Source organism: Thermoflexus hugenholtzii JAD2, from assembly GCF_900187885.1.
Lineage (GTDB): Bacteria > Chloroflexota > Anaerolineae > Thermoflexales > Thermoflexaceae > Thermoflexus > Thermoflexus hugenholtzii.
On record NZ_FYEK01000027.1, the window covers coordinates 25,369 to 40,265 of the forward strand.

Consider the following 14,897-nt stretch of genomic DNA (forward strand, 5'->3'; position numbering starts at 1 on the left):
GTGAGGTCGGATGCGGGAGCTCAGGGGCGCGCGGGTGGTCATCCTGGGGCTGGGGCGGCAGGGCACGGCCCTGGCCCGCTGGCTGGTGCGGCAGGGCGCCGAAGTCACGGTGAGCGATCGGCAGCCCGCGGAGCGCCTGGGGAGGTTCCTCCAGGCCCTGGAGGGTCTGCCGGTGCGTTATGTGCTGGGGGACCATCCCCTCTCTCTGTTGGAGGGCTGCGACCTCCTCTGCCTGAGCGGGGGAGTCCCTCTGGACATTCCCATCGTCCAGGAGGCCGTCCGGCGGGGGATCCCCCTGGCCAACGACGCCCAGCTGTTTCTGGAGCGGTGCCGGGGGTGGACGGCGGGAATCACCGGCACCTCGGGGAAGACGACGACGACCGCCCTGGTGGGGGCGATGTGCCAAGCGGCGGGCTTCCGCACCTGGGTGGGCGGCAACATCGGCAATCCCCTCATCGAGTTCGTGGAGGAGATCGGTCCGGAGGACCGCGTGATCCTGGAGCTGTCCAGCTTCCAGCTAGAGATCATGACAGTCAGCCCGCGGGTGGCGGCGGTGCTGAACATCGCGCCCAACCATCTGGACCGTCACAAGACCATGGAGGCTTACATCGCGGCCAAGCAGCGCATCCTGGACTTCCAGGACGTTGAGGACGTGGCGGTTCTGGGGTATGACGACCCGAACGCCCGGTCCCTGGCGGCGGCGGTGCGGGGGCGGCTGCGGTTCTTCAGCCGCGAGCGGGAGGTGGCACGGGGAGCGTTCCTGCGGGAGGGAACCCTCTTCCTGCGCTTGGGCTCCGAGGCTTGGTCGATCTGTCGCGTGGAGGAGGTGCGCTTGCGGGGCCGTCATAACCTATGGAATGTCCTGGCGGCGGCGGCCGTGGCGGGCAGCCTGGGCGCGGACATCGGCGCCATCCGGGAGGCCGCCCTCACCTTCTCTGGGGTGCCGCACCGGCTGGAGCAGGTGCGGGAGGTGCGGGGCGTGCGCTATGTGAACGACTCGATCGCCACCACGCCGGAGCGGGTTCGGGTGGCCCTGGAGGCCTTTGAGGAGCCCATCGTGCTGCTGGCGGGCGGGCGGGATAAGGGTCTCCCCTGGGAGGAGACGGCGGAGGTCATCGCCCGCCGGGCTCGTGTGCTGATCGCCTTCGGGGAGCTGGGGGATCGCATCGTGGAGGCCGCCCGGGCGGCCCGCGCCCGGGTGGACGGGGTGGTTCTGGAGCATCTCGAGCGGGTGGCCACCCTGGAGGAGGCGGTGGCCCGGGCGGCCGGGCTGGCCCGGCCGGGAGAGGTGGTGCTCCTCTCCCCCGGGGGAACCAGCTTCGACGCTTATCGGGATTTTGAGGAGCGCGGCATGCATTTCCGTCAGCTGGTGGAGGCGCTGTCATGACCGCCGCGCGAAGAAGGTGGCATGACCTGGCCATCGCTCGAAGCAGGCTTCCGGCCTCGCCGCTTCCCCTCACGCCCCTGGAGCTGGGGTTGCTCGTCGTGCTCGCCGTGCTGGTGCTCTTCGGACTGTTGCTGGTTTACAGCGCGACCTACTACTTGGCGCGGCATGCCTTCGAGGATCCCTTCTATTTCGTCCGGCGCCAGGCGGTGGCGGCCCTCCTGGGGACCGTCGGCCTCCTCGTTCTCTGGCGGATGGATTACCACCGCCTGCAGCGGCTCTCCATCCCCCTGATGGCCATCGGCGTGCTTTCCCTGATCGCCGTGCTGATCTTCGGGGAGGACCGGCTGGGGGCCCGGCGCGCCTTCTCCGGGGGCTCCTTCCAGCCTTCGGAGTTTGTCAAGCCGATCCTCATCCTCTATCTGGCGACTTGGCTGCCCACCAAAGGGGAGCGGCTGCGGGAGTTCCATCGGGGGTTCATCCCCTTCCTGCTGGTGCTGGGCCTGGTGGTGATCCCGATCTTCCTGCAGCCGGATCTGGGGACAGGGTTGTTGATCGGGCTGGTGGCCGCCTGGATGTTCATCGCCTCCGGCGCCACAGTGCTCCAGATCCTCGCCGGGGTGGTCCTGGGAGCCGGAGCGTTCGCAGGGCTCATCGCCGTGCATCCCCATGCCATGGCTCGGCTTTCCGGCTATCTGCAGATCCTGCAGGGGACGGGCGGGGCCGGCTCCCATCTGGGGGCGGTATGGGAGGCCATCCGCTCCGGCGGGCTGTTCGGGAAAGGGCCCGGGGCGATCGGGTATACCCTGAGCGGACAGGTGCCGCTGCCGCATTCCGACAGCGCCTTTGCGGTGGTGGGGGAGGCCTTCGGGTTCGTCGGGGTGATGCTGCTCATCCTCATGCTCACTACCTGGGTGATCTTGGGGTTCATCACGGCAAGCCGCGCCCCGGACACGTTTGGGGGGTTGCTGGCCCTGGGGGTAACCCTGTGGATGGCCTGGCAGGGGTTGATTAACCTGGGTGGGCTGACCGGCGTGCTCCCGTTCACAGGGCTCCCGTTGCCGTTCATCAGTTACGGCGGATCCGCGTTGCTTAGCGAGCTCATCGGGGCGGGGATCCTGCTCAGCGTGGCCAGGAGGATACAGGATGCGAATCTGGATCGCCGCGGGGGGGACCGGCGGGCACATCTACCCGGCGCTGGCCGTCGCCGAGGCGCTGCAGGACGTTGAGCCGGACCTGGAGGTGATCTGGGTTGGCACGCCGGAGGGAATGGAGGCCCGGCTGATCCCGTCCCGGGGCTTTGTGTTCCTCCCGGTGGAGGCCGGCGGGGTATATGGGTTGGGGCCTCGAGGGGCCCTGCGGGGGCTGTGGCGGATCGCCCGGGGGGTTCGGCAGGCGTGGCAGGCGATGGGGCGGCTGCGCCCGCAGGTTCTCTTCACCACCGGGGGCTTCGCCGCCGTCCCGGCCGCCCTGGCGGCGGCCCGGGCCGGGGTTCCCATCCTGGTGTATCTGCCGGACTTGGAGCCGGGGATGGCGGTGCGGTTGCTGGCGCGCCTGGCCGCCCACGTGGCCGTGACGGCCCCGGAAGCCCAGCCCTTTTTCCGGGGACGACCGGTGACGGTCACGGGGTATCCGGTGCGGCGCCGCCTGATGGCGGCGGCGCGGGATCGGGAGGCGGCCCGTCGGCGCGGCCGCGCCCGCTGGGGGTTTGCGGAGAACCTCCCAGTGGTGCTGGTGTTCGGAGGCAGCCGCGGAGCGCGCCGGCTGAACCGGGCGGTGGATCGACATCTGGAGGCGCTGGCGATGGAGGCCCAGGTGCTGCACCTCACCGGGCCGGCGGATCTCGAACGCATGCAGGCGCGGCGGGCGGCGCTGCCTTCAGAGATCCGGGCGCGTTATCAGCCGGTCGCGTATCTGGAGGAAGAGATGGGGGAGGCGCTGGCCATGGCGGACCTGGCCGTTTGCCGGGCGGGGGCTTCGACCCTGGGAGAGCTCCCGCTGTTCGGGCTGCCGGCGGTGCTGGTGCCCTATCCCTACGTGCGGCGCCATCAGGAGCGCAACGCCGCCTATCTCGTCCGCCATGGAGGCGCGGTGAGGATCCCTGATGAGGAGATCGAGGAACGGCTCGGGGAGGTGGTGCAGGAGCTGCTCCGGGACCCGGACCGTCTGCAGGGAATGCGCCGGTCCATGGGGGCGCTGGCTCAGCCGGAGGCGGCGGAGCGGCTGGCCGCGCTGGTGCAGCGTCTGGCCGCTTCCACCCCATATCCGGAAAAGCGCCCAGCGCAGGGGAGGGCGGGATGATCGCGCTGCACACCGTCTTCTGGGCTTTCGTCGCTGTGTTCGCGTTGATCGGCGCCCTGCGGGGGGTGGCCAAGGAGATCCTGGTCAGCACTTCCATCGTGGGGGTGATGTTCCTGTTCAGCCTGCTGCAGCAGTTCGCCCCCGCCATCTGGGAATCCCTCACCCGGGATCCCGCCACCGGTTTCTTCGCTGAGACCTTCGCCATCGCCCTGGCGGCGATCTTTGGCTACGCCGGACCGGCCCTCTCCGTGCAGCTGGCCGGACGGGCCAAGCGGGAGAAAGGGGTGGAGATCATCGCTGGCTTCGCTGCCGGCGCCATCAACGGGTGGCTGATCGCCGGATCGATCCTGTTCTTCCTGCACCGCGCCGGCTACCCGTTCCCAGAGGTGATCCAGCCCCCGGCGCCCACCAGCCCGATCCTCGACATGCTCAGCTGGATGCCGCCGGCGTTGATCAAACCCCCACTGCTCTATTTCGCGGTGGTCATCGTCCTGTTCATGCTGTTGATCTTCTATCTTTGAACGAATTACCGTAGGGGCGGCTTCAGCCGCGACCCTTGCGCCATCGAAGACGGAAGGTTTGGGATTGTGGGAAGCGAATTCATCTGTGGCCTTTGGGACCTTGAAGGCGGAGGTTTGGGGCTGAAGCCCCTCCTAACAAAGATCAATGAGGATGAAAAATGTTCTCTTTGCGACCGGGCATGGCCTTTCATCTGATCGGGATCGGGGGGGCCGGGCTCTCGGCCCTGGCCATCGTGCTGCATGAGGCCGGCTACCGGGTGAGCGGGTGCGACCGGGCCTCCTCGCCGTTTACGGAGGCCCTCCGCGCCCTCGGTATCCCGGTTCATATCGGTCACGACCCCGCTCATGTGGGCGAGGCGGAGGTGCTGGTGCGGTCCTCCGCTGTGCCGGCGGACCACCCGGAGGTCCGCGCCGCCGAGGCGCAGGGACGACCGGTGGTGAAACGGGAGGCGGTGATCGGAACGCTGATGGCGGATCGTTGGGGGATCGCCATCGCCGGAAGCCACGGGAAAACCACCACCACAGCCATGATCGCCTGGATCGCCATGGCCGCCGGGCGGGATCCCACCTTCATCGTCGGCGGGCTGATCCATGGGCTGAACCGCAACGCCCGGGCCGGGCGGGAGGATCTCTTCATCGTGGAGGCCGATGAATACGACCGGATGTTCCTGGGCCTCCGACCCCGCATCGCGGTGGTGACGACCATCGAGCACGATCATCCGGACTGTTATCCGACGCCGGAGGCGTTCTTTGAGGCCTTTCAGGCCTTTGCGGAGCAGGTGCCGCCGGAGGGGCTCCTGGTGATCTGTCATGCGGATCCCGAGGCGCGGCGCCTGGCCGATCTTCTGGAGCGCCAGGGCCGACGGGTGATCCGATACGGATGGGGGCCGCCGGCCCGCTGGTGGGCGCGCCCCCTCGCGGTGGATCGCTTCGCGCTCTTCCGCGAGGGCCGGGAGGCCGGCGTCCTCAGCCTCTCGATCCCTGGCCACCATCACGGGCTGAACGCCCTGGCCGCCCTCGCCGTCGCGGAGGCCGTGGGGATCCCGCTGGAGACGGCGCGGGAGGCCCTGAGCCGGTTCCCCGGGACCGCCCGGCGCTTCGAGGTGAAGGGGGAAGTGCGGGGCGTGCGGGTCATCGATGATTACGCGCACCATCCGGGGGAGATCCGGGCCACCCTCCAGGCGGCCCGCGCCTGCTATCCCGGCCGCTCCCTGTGGGTGGTCTTCCAGCCCCACACCTACAGCCGAACCCGGGCCCTGCTGGGGGAGTTCGCGGCCGCGTTCGAGGATGCGGATCACGTCCTCCTGCTCCCCATTTACGCCGCCCGGGAGACGGACACCCTGGGGGTGCGCAGCGAGGACATCCTGCAGCGGATGAGCCATTCGGACGCCCGATGCGTCCCGGATTTCGAGGCCGCGGTGGACTTCCTGCGTCGCCACGTGCGGCCCGGGGATGTGGTGCTGACGCTGGGGGCCGGCGACGTCTATCGGGTGGGAGAGCATTTGCTGGAAGCGCTGAAGGTTTCGGAGGAAGAATGATGTCACGCCCGATGGCCCTCCCCGGCGAGGCGCTGACCGCGGTCCTTCGGCGATGGGGGTTGACGCTCCAGCGAGGGGTCCCGCTGGCCCGCTTCACCACCGCCCGCATCGGCGGGCCCGCCGACGCCCTGGTGATCGTGGAGGAGGTTCCGGCGCTGGCGGAGGTGGTCCGGGCGGCCTGGGCCGATGGGATCCCGGTGACCCTGCTGGGGGGTGGATCAAATGTGCTGGTCTCCGATCGTGGGGTGCGGGGGCTGGTGGTGGTGAACCGGGCGCGGGAGCTGCGCTTCGAGCGGGATGGACGGGTGTGGGCGGCTTCCGGTGCCGCGCTCTCGACGCTCGCCCGGCTGTGCGCCGAGCGGGGATGGGCCGGCCTGGAGTGGGGCGTGGGGATCCCGGGCACGGTGGGTGGCGCGGTGGTGGGGAACGCCGGGGCCCACGGAGGCGACATCGCGGGCTGCCTGGAATCGGTGGAGCTGCTGCTGCCGGAAGGGGAAGTCGTGACGTGGTCGGCGGCGCAGCTGGAGCTGGGGTATCGCACCAGCCGGCTGAAGACGTGGCCTCATCCCCGACGGCCGGTGGTCCTAACAGCTCGCTTCGCCCTCCGCCCGGCGGACCCGGAGGTCCTGCTGGAGCGCATCGCCGCCTTTCACGCCTATCGCCGGCGCACCCAGCCCGGAGGCGCCAGCATCGGCTCCATGTTCCGCAACCCGCCTGGGGACTATGCCGGCCGCCTGATCGAGGCCGCCGGGCTGAAGGGCGCTCGATGCGGGGGCGTGGTGATCTCTCCCCTGCATGCGAATTTCTTCATCAACGAAGGGAACGGCACCGCGGCGGATGTGCGGGCCTTGATGGCCGAGGCACAGCGCCGCGTGTGGGAGCGGTTCGGCGTCCTCCTGGAACCGGAGATCGAGATGATCGGGGAGTGGGAAGATGAAACGGCGGATCCGTGTGGGGGTGCTCTTCGGCGGGAGGTCGGGGGAGCACGAGGTGAGCCTCCTGTCGGCCCAGTCGGTCATCCGGGCGCTGGATAAGACCAAATACGAGGTGATCCCCATCGGCATCACGAAAGAGGGCCGCTGGCTGACCCGGGGGGATCCGATGAAGGCCTTGACCGGCGGTGCCGTAACCATGGCCGACCTGATCGGAACGGAACCGGTGGTGGAGCCGGAGTCGGCGGCTCCCCTCGCCCGTGCCGAGCGCCGCGAGCTCATCCCGGGGGTGCACGCCGATGGCATCCCACAGGTGGACGTGATCTTCCCCGTGCTGCATGGACCCTTCGGGGAAGATGGCACCATCCAGGGCTTGCTGGAGCTGGCGGACATTCCCTACGTCGGGGCGGGGGTGCTGGCCTCGGCGGTGGGGATGGACAAGGTGGTGATGAAGGATGTCTTCCGGGCCCACGGCCTGCCCGTGGCCCGTTACATCGTGGTCTTCCGACGGGAGTGGGAGCGGGATCCGGAGGGCGTGATGGAGCGGGTGGAGCAGGAGATCGGCTTCCCCTGTTTTGTGAAGCCCGCCTGCCTCGGATCCAGCGTCGGCGTCTCGAAGGTGAAGCGGCGGGAGGAGCTGCCAGCCGCCCTGGCCGAGGCGGCCCGCTACGGGCGCAAGATGCTGGTGGAGCGGGCCATCCCGTCGCCCCGGGAGATCGAGGTGAGCGTGCTGGGGAACGAGGATCCCATCGCCTCCGTGCCCGGGGAGGTGATCCCGGCGGGGGAGTTCTACGACTACGCAGCGAAATACCTGGACGACCGCACGCGGCTGGTGATCCCCGCTCCCCTGGAGGAGGAGCTGGCGGAGCGCATCCGCGCCCTGGCCATCGCGGCCTTCCGGGCCATCGACGCCTGCGGCATGGCGCGGGTGGACTTCCTGCTCTCCCGGGAGACCGGGGAGCTGGTGGTGAACGAGATCAACACCATCCCGGGCTTCACGGCGGTCAGCATGTATCCGCGCCTGTGGGAGGCCAGCGGGTTGCCGTATCCGGCGTTGCTGGACCGGTTGATCGAGCTGGCCCTGGAGCGCTACGCCGATCGCCGGCGGGACGCCATCTCCTATGAGGGGTTGACATGGCTTTCCGCTCTTCACGATCACCGCGCGCGGGAAGAAGACGACGGCGGACCCTCCACGCGGTGAGCCCGGCCCCGATGGCGGTGGCCCTCTGGGCATGGCGGCCGGTGGGCTCCCGGCTGGCCGCCCTGGGGTTGCTGGGGCTCTGGCTGATCGGTGGGGGGATCCTTCTGGGGCATGAGGCCTTCTACACCCGCCTGGACGTGGCCGGAGCGCGGACGCTTTCGCCGGACGCGCTGGCCGCGGCCGCGGGGATCGATGGCCTGCACATTTTTTGGGTGAACCCGGAGGAGGCCGCGGCCGCCGTCCGCCGGCGGTTCCCCTCCCTCGAGTCTGTCGAGGTGCGTTGCCGTTGGCCGGCTTTCTGCACGCTCTTTGTGGTGGAGGGGCAGGCGCCCTGGGAGTGGATCAGCGGGGATCTGCGCCTGATCCTGGATGGGGAGGGCCGGGTGATCGAGGGAGGGACTGTCCAGGCCCGTCGGCGCCTGGAGGTCCACGGCCTGCCGCCTCCGACGCCCGGGCAACGGGTGGACCCCGGGTTGTGGGCCCGCATGCAGGAGCTGTCCCAGGCCTTCCCGGAGGTCTCTGCCTTCCGCTACGAGGCCGGTCGGGGGTTCTCCTTCGTCGATCCGGCCGGCTGGACCGTATGGCTGGGGGAGTTCGGCTCGATGTCCGCCCGGGCGGCGATCTGGCGGGCGCTGCGATCCGCTCTGGCCGCCCAGCATCCCGCCCCCGCATATCTCGACCTGCGTGTCCCAGAAGCGCCGGCCGTCGGTTTTCAGGTTGAAAGGATCCAACCATGACGCTGGTGGCGATGGACATCGGAAGCAGCAAGATCTGCACCCTGGTGGGCGAGGCCGATGAGGCCGGGGTCCTCCGGATCCTGGGGGTGGGCGTGGTCCCGGCCCGGGGGATCCGCCGAGGGGTGGTGGTGAACATCGCGGAGGCCACCGATGCGATCCGGGCTTCGGTGGAGCGGGCTGAGCGGACCAGCGGGTATCAGATCCGCCGGGCCATCGTGGGGATCGCCGGGCCGTATGTGGCCTCCGTCAACAGCAAGGGCACGGCCTCGGTGTTGCGGGGGGAGCGGGGCATCACCCCGGCGGATGTGCAGCGGGCGGTGGAGAACGCCCGCGTCATCGCCATCCCGCACTCCCGTGAGATCCTGCACGTGCTCCCCCGGGCGTTCACGGTGGACGGCCAGGAGGGGATCCGGGATCCCATCGGCATGTATGGCTTTCGCCTGGAGGCGGAGGTTCACATCGTCACCGCCGAGGTGGGCCCGTTGGCCAACCTGCGCCGCTGCATCGAATCCGCCCAGATTGAGGTGGAGGAGTTCGTCCTCTCGCCCCTCGCCTCGGCGGAGGCGGTGATCACCGAAGGGGAGCGGGAGATGGGGGTGGCCCTGGTGGACATCGGGGCGGGGACGACGGACCTGGCGGTCTTCGTGGAGGGGAGCGTGGCCTACACCACGGTGATCCCGGTGGGTGGGCAGCACATCACCAACGACCTGGCTTATGGCCTGCACGTCCCCGCCCCGGTAGCGGAGGAGATCAAGATCCGGCACGGCCACGCCCTGGCCGCTGCCATCCCTGCGGAGGAACAGATCACCGTGCAGGGGTTCGGAGACAACGGCCCGGTTACATTCTCCCGCCGGGAGATGGCGGAGATCATCGAGGCACGGGTTCAGGAGATCTTCCAGCTGGTCCTGGGGGAGCTCCGGAAGTCCGGCTACGAGCGGCTGCTGCCGGCCGGTCTGGTCCTGTGCGGAGGGACCGCGCTGTTGCCGGGGATCCGGGAGGTGGCGCGGGAGCACACCGAGATGCCGGTGCGGATCGGCATGCCATGGGATCTGGGGGGGCTGGCGGAGACCCTGCGTTCGCCGGCCTTTGCCACCGCGGTGGGCTTGCTCCGGTGGGGCCTGCGGGCGGATGCGGCGGCCGCATATGCCGCTTCCGAAGGCTCTTGGTGGGCCCGCCTCTGGCAGGCGGTGCGGGGGATCCTGCGGGAGATCCTGCCCGGATGAAGTCGGCAGGCGAGTGATCGGGGCGATGCGCCCCGGGCGGATGTTCAACTCAGGTCGCAAGGAGGTGCGGGATGGACGCGATGACGACGGGTCAGACGCCGGCCAAGATCCGTGTGGTGGGCGTGGGCGGCGGGGGCAGCAACGCCGTCAACCGCATGATCGAGGAGGGGCTCCGCGGGGTGGAGTTCATCGCCGTCAACACCGATGTGCAGGCCCTCTCCCTGGCCAAGGCCGATCGCCGCATCCACATCGGGGAGAAGATCACCCGCGGGCTGGGCGCAGGGGGCAACCCCGAGATCGGCTACAAGGCCGCCGAGGAGTCCGCGGACCTGATCTACGAGGCGCTGCGGGGCTCCGACATGGTCTTCATCACCGCTGGGATGGGCGGCGGTACCGGGACCGGGGCCAGCCCGGTGATCGCTCGCATCGCCCGGGAAGTGGGGGCCCTGACCATCGGGGTGGTGACCCGCCCCTTCTCCTTCGAGGGTCCCAAGCGGGCCAAGGCGGCGGAGGAGGGCATCAACCGCCTGAAGGAGAACGTGGACACCCTCATCGTGATCCCGAACGATCGCCTGCTGGAGATCACCGATAAGAAGGTGACCCTGGTCCAGGCGTTCCGCATGGCCGATGAGGTGCTCCGCCAGGGCATCCAGGGCATCAGCGAGCTGATCACCGTCCCCGGCCTGATCAACCTGGACTTCGCCGACGTGCGCACGATCATGGCCGAGGGCGGGGCGGCGCTGATGGCCATCGGGGAGGCCTCCGGGGAGAACCGCGCGGTGGAAGCGGCCCAGCAAGCCATCTCGAGCCGGCTGCTGGAGGTAACCATCGACGGCGCCCGGGGGATCCTGTTCAACGTGACCGGCGGGCCCGACCTCACCCTCCACGAGGTCCATCAGGCGGCGGAGATCATCCGTCAGGCGGCCCATCCCGAGGCCAACATCATCTTCGGCGCCGTCATCGATGAGGCCATGCAGGATCGGGTGCGGATCACGGTGATCGCCACCGGGTTCGAGCGTCCACCGCTTCAAGGCCGTCGCCCGGCCCAGGCCGCCACGCCGGGGCGGGCGGAGACCGGCGCCCCACGCCCCGAGGAGGGCCGGCGTCCGCTCAGCGATCGCAGCTTCTCCGAGGGGGACCTGGACATCCCGGCCTTCCTGCGCCGGCGGGGTTGATGGATAGGGCGCTTCCCCTTCCGCCCGGGGTGATACGTAGGAGGGTGAGGGAGAGCAGGCGGCCGCTCTCCCTCACCCTGTTGAGGGTTTCAATGCCCCAGATCCTTTACGGAGGCCTTTCGGGGTTGCCAGACCAGCCGGGCCTCGCGGAACCGGGAGAGGCGCGCCCGGGCCGCCTCCCAGAGGGGGCGCAGATGGGCCGCCCGCACCCGGAACTCGCCCCGCAGCTGGGTCAGGATCAGCCGGCTGTCCCCTCGGACCTCCACGGTGAAGGCGGAGGGGTCCTTTCCCGTCTGTTCGATTCGGCCGATCAGGTCATCGAGGGCGGCGATGAGGGTGCGATACTCCGCCTCGTTGTTGGTCATCGCCTCCCCGAACTCCAGCCGGCGCACATCCTCCCGTCCGTCCCGCGTGTGGAGGCGATACGAGCCGTAACCGGGGCCCGGGTTGCCCCGGCTGCCGCCATCGAAGATCACGATGTAGTCCGGCGCGGCGCGCGGCATGGGTTCGCGCTCTGGATTTCTATGTGAGATGAGCCTAAGATAGAGATCATGCCGTTGAGGGCGAAAACGAAGAAACCCCCGACCCTCCCCCGGAGGAGGGCGCGGCGGATCCTCCCTCAACGAGCTTTTCTCCGGGAGCACCGATGGCGCGTCGGGATCGACCGGGCATCGCCGTGTTCATCGATTTCGAGAACATTGTAACCGCAGCGGAGAGCCGTTACTACACCCTGGACCTCCCGCGCCTGTTCGCGGAGCTCGGCCGGCGCGGGCGTCTGGTTCTGAAGCGAGCTTATGGGGACTGGTCGCGCTTCACCAAATACCGGGAGGAGCTGCTCCGACACGGGGTGGATCTGGTCCAGATCTATTCCTACGGCCACAAGATCGCCCGCAACCGCGCCGACGTCCGCATGGCCATCGATGCCATGGAGGTGCTCTTCACCCGACCGGAGATCCAGATCTTCGCCATCATCTCGGGGGACAGCGATTTCTCCAGCCTGATCACCCGGCTCCGGGAGCACGGCAAGTTCGTCATCGGCGTGGGCGTCCAGGGAGCCACCAGCGACCTGATCCCGGCCCTCTGCGATGAGTTCGTTTACTACGACACCCTGATCGTCTCGGAGGGAGGAGCGGCTCCCACCCCAGCGCCTCCTTCGACCCCGGAGGGTGAAGCGCCGGCCCCCACCCCGGAGGCCATGGGAGCGGCGGAGCGCTACCGTCGTTACCTGGAGGACTGGGGCTTCGCGTTGCTGGAGGCCACCGTTCGGCGCATGGGGCTCACCCGCCTCTTTGAGGCCCTGCGGACGGGAGCCTCCGACCTCACTCTCACCCGCTGGCTGGAGCAGGCGAACTGGGAGGGCCTGGATCTGGAGGAGAGTGGCCGCCAGGAGCTGAGCTGGTTGCTGCTGTTGAGCCCCGCCCTCTCCTTCGGCGCCCTCCCGCCTTCCTCCGTCACGCCCATCCAGGGGTTGCGGGTGACGAGCCTCAAGCGGTTCATCGAGGCGGCGGAGAGCGGGATGATCCGGTTCCTGGGCATGGCCAACTGGCCCCTGGAGCCGGAGGCCCTGGCCCTCCTGCTCGGCCTCCCCATCGGCGAGGTGGAATCCATCCTGCGGGGAATGGTGCGGGAGGGGGTCCTGGCGTCCGAGAACGGCGTCCTGCGCTGGGCGCGTCCGGAGGATCCGCTGCGGGAGGACGTCTTCGAGCCGCTGCGGGTAGAGCTGGCCGGGGTCCGTTATCCCTCCGGGATCACCCCCTCCCTGGGGGAGGCCCGGGCGCTGTTCGAGGAGGGGATGAGCTATCGGCGCGATCGAAACTTCCCCATGGCCCTGGACCGCTTCCGGCTGGCGCTGCGGATGACCCTGGACCTGTGGGAGGCGCGTGCGCCGGGGGTCGGGCCCTATGAGATCCGCTGGCGCGCGGCCAGCTACTGCTCGGTGCGGGCCGGTGAGCTCTTCAACAACCGCCGCGACTACGCCGGCTCCCTCCCTTACTACCACGCCTTCATCGCTCTGATGATCCCCGGCGATCCGGTCTGGGAGAAGCTCCGCGGGCTGGTGGACTTCATGCTTCATTACGCGCTGTCCGCCTTCTCCGAGAATCAGATCCCGGTCGCCGCCGGACCGTTCGTACGGCGTGTGCTGGAGCTCTTCCACGATCCCGACCCCACGCGGGGGGAACGGGTCCGGGCATGGGTGGAGACAGTCGCCTCCCTGAACCCGACCATGATCGCCTGGCTGCTGGATCAACTGGCCGGAGTGGAGGCCCCGGAGGAACAGAAATCGCCCCTGGAGGCTTTCCTCCGGGCTCACATGCAGGAAGCCCGGTCTGTCCGCTGATGGAAAGCCCTCCGGCCCTCCCCGGCGCGCCGCGGATTCCGACGGCCGCCTCGCCGGGCTCCGGAACTCTATGGGAGGATCCCGGACGATGACCATCCGATGGCTGGGAAGAGCGCTGGCGCTCATCGGCTTCTTGATGGTGCTTCAGAGCCTGGCATGGATGTCCCGCGTCCCCCCGATGGGGGCGAGCCCTTCCCGTTTGGCGAACGGCGAGGAGGCCGTGACGGCGATCCCATCGCCCGCTTTGCCCGCGGCGCCGCCGACGCCAACCCCTTCTCCGATGCCGACCGCGACGCCTACGCCGGTGCCGCCCACTCCGACGCCCACGCCGGGGCTCCCCGCGCGCTGGGCGCTCACCCCCACACCCCCTCCCGCGCCCGTCGGGGTCCCGGAGGGCGCGCCCCCTCCCCGTCCGCTCCTCTCGTTCCCTCCGGGCCGCGTCAACCTTCTGTTGCTGGGGAGCGATCGACAGCCGGGGGAACGGGTCGGTCGCACGGATACCATCATCCTGGTTTCCATTGATCCGGAGGGTCCCTCCGCTCGCCTGCTCAGCATCCCCCGCGATCTGTGGGTGTATATCCCGGGCTGGCAGTCCCACAAGATCAACACGGCTTACCCCCACGGGGAGCTCTCCGGGTATCCCGGCGGCGGCTACGGTCTTCTCCGCGACACCCTGCGCTACAATCTGGGGATCGCAACCCACGGATACGCGCTGGTGGACTTCCAGGGGATGCGGGCGATCATCGACGCCCTGGGCGGGGTGGACGTCCTGGTCCGTTGCCCCCTTTACGACGTCTTCCCGGATCCCGATGATCCGACCATCACGGGGACGCTGAATTTGCCTGCTCCCGGCTATTATCATCTGGACGGCAAGCAGGCCCTGTGGTATATGCGATCCCGTTATTCCACCGGCGATGCGGATCGCGCCCGCCGCCAGCAGCAGGTGCTGGAAGGGATGCTGGATCGTCTGAAGGAGGGCGGATGGCTGTCCCGGGCACCCGCTCTCTGGTCCGGCCTGCGTCAGACCGTGCAGACGGATCTGGGGTTAGATGAGGTGCTCTGGCTGGCCTCCCTGGGGCTTCGCATGGACCGTTCGCGCATCGCGCGCGGCTCCCTGCATCCGGTGTTGGCTTCGGCGAGGATCACGACCACTTCGGAGAACGAGCTGTTCATTTATCTGCCCACAGAGCAAACATATGCTTACCTGGAGCGGTTCCTGCTCGGGCCGCTTCCATCCCAGGCCTCTCCGCTCACCCGGGTGGAGTTGATCAACGCCAGCGGGAACGCGCTTTACGCCGGGATGGCCGTAGAGATCCTGCGGGAGGCCGGGTTCGGCGTGGTCCGCACGGCGGAGGTGGAACCGGACGGGCGGCCGAGCCGGGTGCTGGCGCTCCATCCGGAGAGCTCGGCCGGGGCGGTCCAATCCCTCCTGCGCGCGCTTCATCTGCCGGCGTCCCGGCTGGAGTCCGCCCCCGAGCCCGGGGCGGAGGTTGCCTATCGCATCTGGCTGGGCACGGATTTCAACCCATGTGGGCGCTGAAGCTTCC

The 14,897-nt window shown here is 69.2% G+C and carries 13 protein-coding genes; 12 read left to right on the plus strand and 1 reads right to left on the minus strand.

Going from position 1 to position 14,897, the window contains the following annotated elements:
• Nucleotides 1-10 precede the first annotated feature (10 nt).
• The 10 genes from murD to ftsZ all read left to right on the plus strand — a co-directional run bounded on the left by murD (nucleotide 11) and on the right by ftsZ (nucleotide 11,012).
• Nucleotides 11-1,387: a UDP-N-acetylmuramoyl-L-alanine--D-glutamate ligase gene (gene murD, locus CFB18_RS06365; RefSeq protein WP_088570967.1), complete on the plus strand. Its 1,377-nt coding sequence runs from the start codon at nucleotides 11-13 to the stop codon at nucleotides 1,385-1,387.
• On the plus strand, nucleotides 1,384-2,613 hold the full coding sequence (locus CFB18_RS06370) for an FtsW/RodA/SpoVE family cell cycle protein (protein ID WP_088570968.1): 1,230 nt from the start codon (nucleotides 1,384-1,386) through the stop codon (nucleotides 2,611-2,613). Before murD ends, CFB18_RS06370 begins: the two co-directional genes overlap by 4 nt.
• Nucleotides 2,531-3,685 (plus strand): undecaprenyldiphospho-muramoylpentapeptide beta-N-acetylglucosaminyltransferase, encoded by a 1,155-nt coding sequence (murG, locus tag CFB18_RS06375; protein ID WP_088570969.1) that lies wholly within the window; start codon nucleotides 2,531-2,533, stop codon nucleotides 3,683-3,685. The genes CFB18_RS06370 and murG overlap by 83 nt, the downstream gene beginning before the upstream one ends.
• On the plus strand, nucleotides 3,682-4,206 hold the full coding sequence (locus CFB18_RS06380) for a CvpA family protein (protein ID WP_088570970.1): 525 nt from the start codon (nucleotides 3,682-3,684) through the stop codon (nucleotides 4,204-4,206). The genes murG and CFB18_RS06380 overlap by 4 nt, the downstream gene beginning before the upstream one ends.
• Before the next feature lie 158 nt (nucleotides 4,207-4,364).
• On the plus strand, nucleotides 4,365-5,744 hold the full coding sequence (gene murC / locus CFB18_RS06385) for a UDP-N-acetylmuramate--L-alanine ligase (RefSeq protein WP_088570971.1): 1,380 nt from the start codon (nucleotides 4,365-4,367) through the stop codon (nucleotides 5,742-5,744).
• Complete coding sequence (gene murB, locus CFB18_RS06390; protein WP_200808111.1) at nucleotides 5,744-6,778, plus strand: UDP-N-acetylmuramate dehydrogenase; 1,035 nt, start codon at nucleotides 5,744-5,746, stop codon at nucleotides 6,776-6,778. The genes murC and murB overlap by 1 nt, the downstream gene beginning before the upstream one ends.
• Complete coding sequence (locus CFB18_RS06395; protein WP_088570972.1) at nucleotides 6,678-7,877, plus strand: D-alanine--D-alanine ligase family protein; 1,200 nt, start codon at nucleotides 6,678-6,680, stop codon at nucleotides 7,875-7,877. The genes murB and CFB18_RS06395 overlap by 101 nt, the downstream gene beginning before the upstream one ends.
• Before the next feature lie 11 nt (nucleotides 7,878-7,888).
• Entirely contained in the window at nucleotides 7,889-8,614 is a 726-nt protein-coding gene (locus CFB18_RS06400) for a cell division protein FtsQ/DivIB (RefSeq protein WP_159461608.1), read from the plus strand.
• A complete protein-coding gene (gene ftsA, locus CFB18_RS06405; protein ID WP_088570974.1) occupies nucleotides 8,611-9,837 on the plus strand; it encodes a cell division protein FtsA in 1,227 nt (408 codons plus the stop codon). The genes CFB18_RS06400 and ftsA overlap by 4 nt, the downstream gene beginning before the upstream one ends.
• Nucleotides 9,838-9,908: 71 nt before the next feature.
• Complete coding sequence (ftsZ, locus tag CFB18_RS06410; protein ID WP_088570975.1) at nucleotides 9,909-11,012, plus strand: cell division protein FtsZ; 1,104 nt, start codon at nucleotides 9,909-9,911, stop codon at nucleotides 11,010-11,012.
• A gap of 89 nt (nucleotides 11,013-11,101) precedes the next feature.
• On the opposite strand, the gene CFB18_RS06415 is transcribed toward ftsZ, so the two are convergent.
• On the minus strand, nucleotides 11,102-11,515 hold the full coding sequence (locus tag CFB18_RS06415; RefSeq protein WP_088570976.1) for a ribonuclease HI family protein: 414 nt from the start codon (nucleotides 11,513-11,515) through the stop codon (nucleotides 11,102-11,104).
• A gap of 143 nt (nucleotides 11,516-11,658) precedes the next feature.
• On the opposite strand from CFB18_RS06415, the gene CFB18_RS06420 reads away from it, so the two are divergent.
• Together CFB18_RS06420 and CFB18_RS06425 are read left to right on the plus strand one after the other, a co-directional pair.
• Complete coding sequence (locus CFB18_RS06420; protein ID WP_088570977.1) at nucleotides 11,659-13,350, plus strand: NYN domain-containing protein; 1,692 nt, start codon at nucleotides 11,659-11,661, stop codon at nucleotides 13,348-13,350.
• An 88-nt stretch (nucleotides 13,351-13,438) separates the two neighbouring features.
• Nucleotides 13,439-14,890, plus strand: coding sequence for an LCP family protein (locus tag CFB18_RS06425; protein ID WP_088570978.1), 1,452 nt, complete (start codon nucleotides 13,439-13,441; stop codon nucleotides 14,888-14,890).
• Nucleotides 14,891-14,897: the final 7 nt, after the last annotated feature.

What these genes read in the sequence shown, in the direction of transcription:
- murD (WP_088570967.1), top strand. Translation starts at nt 11, where the DNA reads ATGCGGGAGCTCAGGGGCGCGCGGGTGGTCATCCTGGGGCTGGGGCGG.
- CFB18_RS06370 (WP_088570968.1), top strand. Translation starts at nt 1,384, where the DNA reads ATGACCGCCGCGCGAAGAAGGTGGCATGACCTGGCCATCGCTCGAAGC.
- murG (WP_088570969.1), top strand. Translation starts at nt 2,531, where the DNA reads ATGCGAATCTGGATCGCCGCGGGGGGGACCGGCGGGCACATCTACCCG.
- CFB18_RS06380 (WP_088570970.1), top strand. Translation starts at nt 3,682, where the DNA reads ATGATCGCGCTGCACACCGTCTTCTGGGCTTTCGTCGCTGTGTTCGCG.
- murC (WP_088570971.1), top strand. Translation starts at nt 4,365, where the DNA reads ATGTTCTCTTTGCGACCGGGCATGGCCTTTCATCTGATCGGGATCGGG.
- murB (WP_200808111.1), top strand. Translation starts at nt 5,744, where the DNA reads ATGTCACGCCCGATGGCCCTCCCCGGCGAGGCGCTGACCGCGGTCCTT.
- CFB18_RS06395 (WP_088570972.1), top strand. Translation starts at nt 6,678, where the DNA reads ATGAAACGGCGGATCCGTGTGGGGGTGCTCTTCGGCGGGAGGTCGGGG.
- CFB18_RS06400 (WP_159461608.1), top strand. Translation starts at nt 7,889, where the DNA reads ATGGCGGTGGCCCTCTGGGCATGGCGGCCGGTGGGCTCCCGGCTGGCC.
- ftsA (WP_088570974.1), top strand. Translation starts at nt 8,611, where the DNA reads ATGACGCTGGTGGCGATGGACATCGGAAGCAGCAAGATCTGCACCCTG.
- ftsZ (WP_088570975.1), top strand. Translation starts at nt 9,909, where the DNA reads ATGGACGCGATGACGACGGGTCAGACGCCGGCCAAGATCCGTGTGGTG.
- CFB18_RS06415 (WP_088570976.1), bottom strand. Translation starts at nt 11,515, where the DNA reads ATGCCGCGCGCCGCGCCGGACTACATCGTGATCTTCGATGGCGGCAGC.
- CFB18_RS06420 (WP_088570977.1), top strand. Translation starts at nt 11,659, where the DNA reads ATGGCGCGTCGGGATCGACCGGGCATCGCCGTGTTCATCGATTTCGAG.
- CFB18_RS06425 (WP_088570978.1), top strand. Translation starts at nt 13,439, where the DNA reads ATGACCATCCGATGGCTGGGAAGAGCGCTGGCGCTCATCGGCTTCTTG.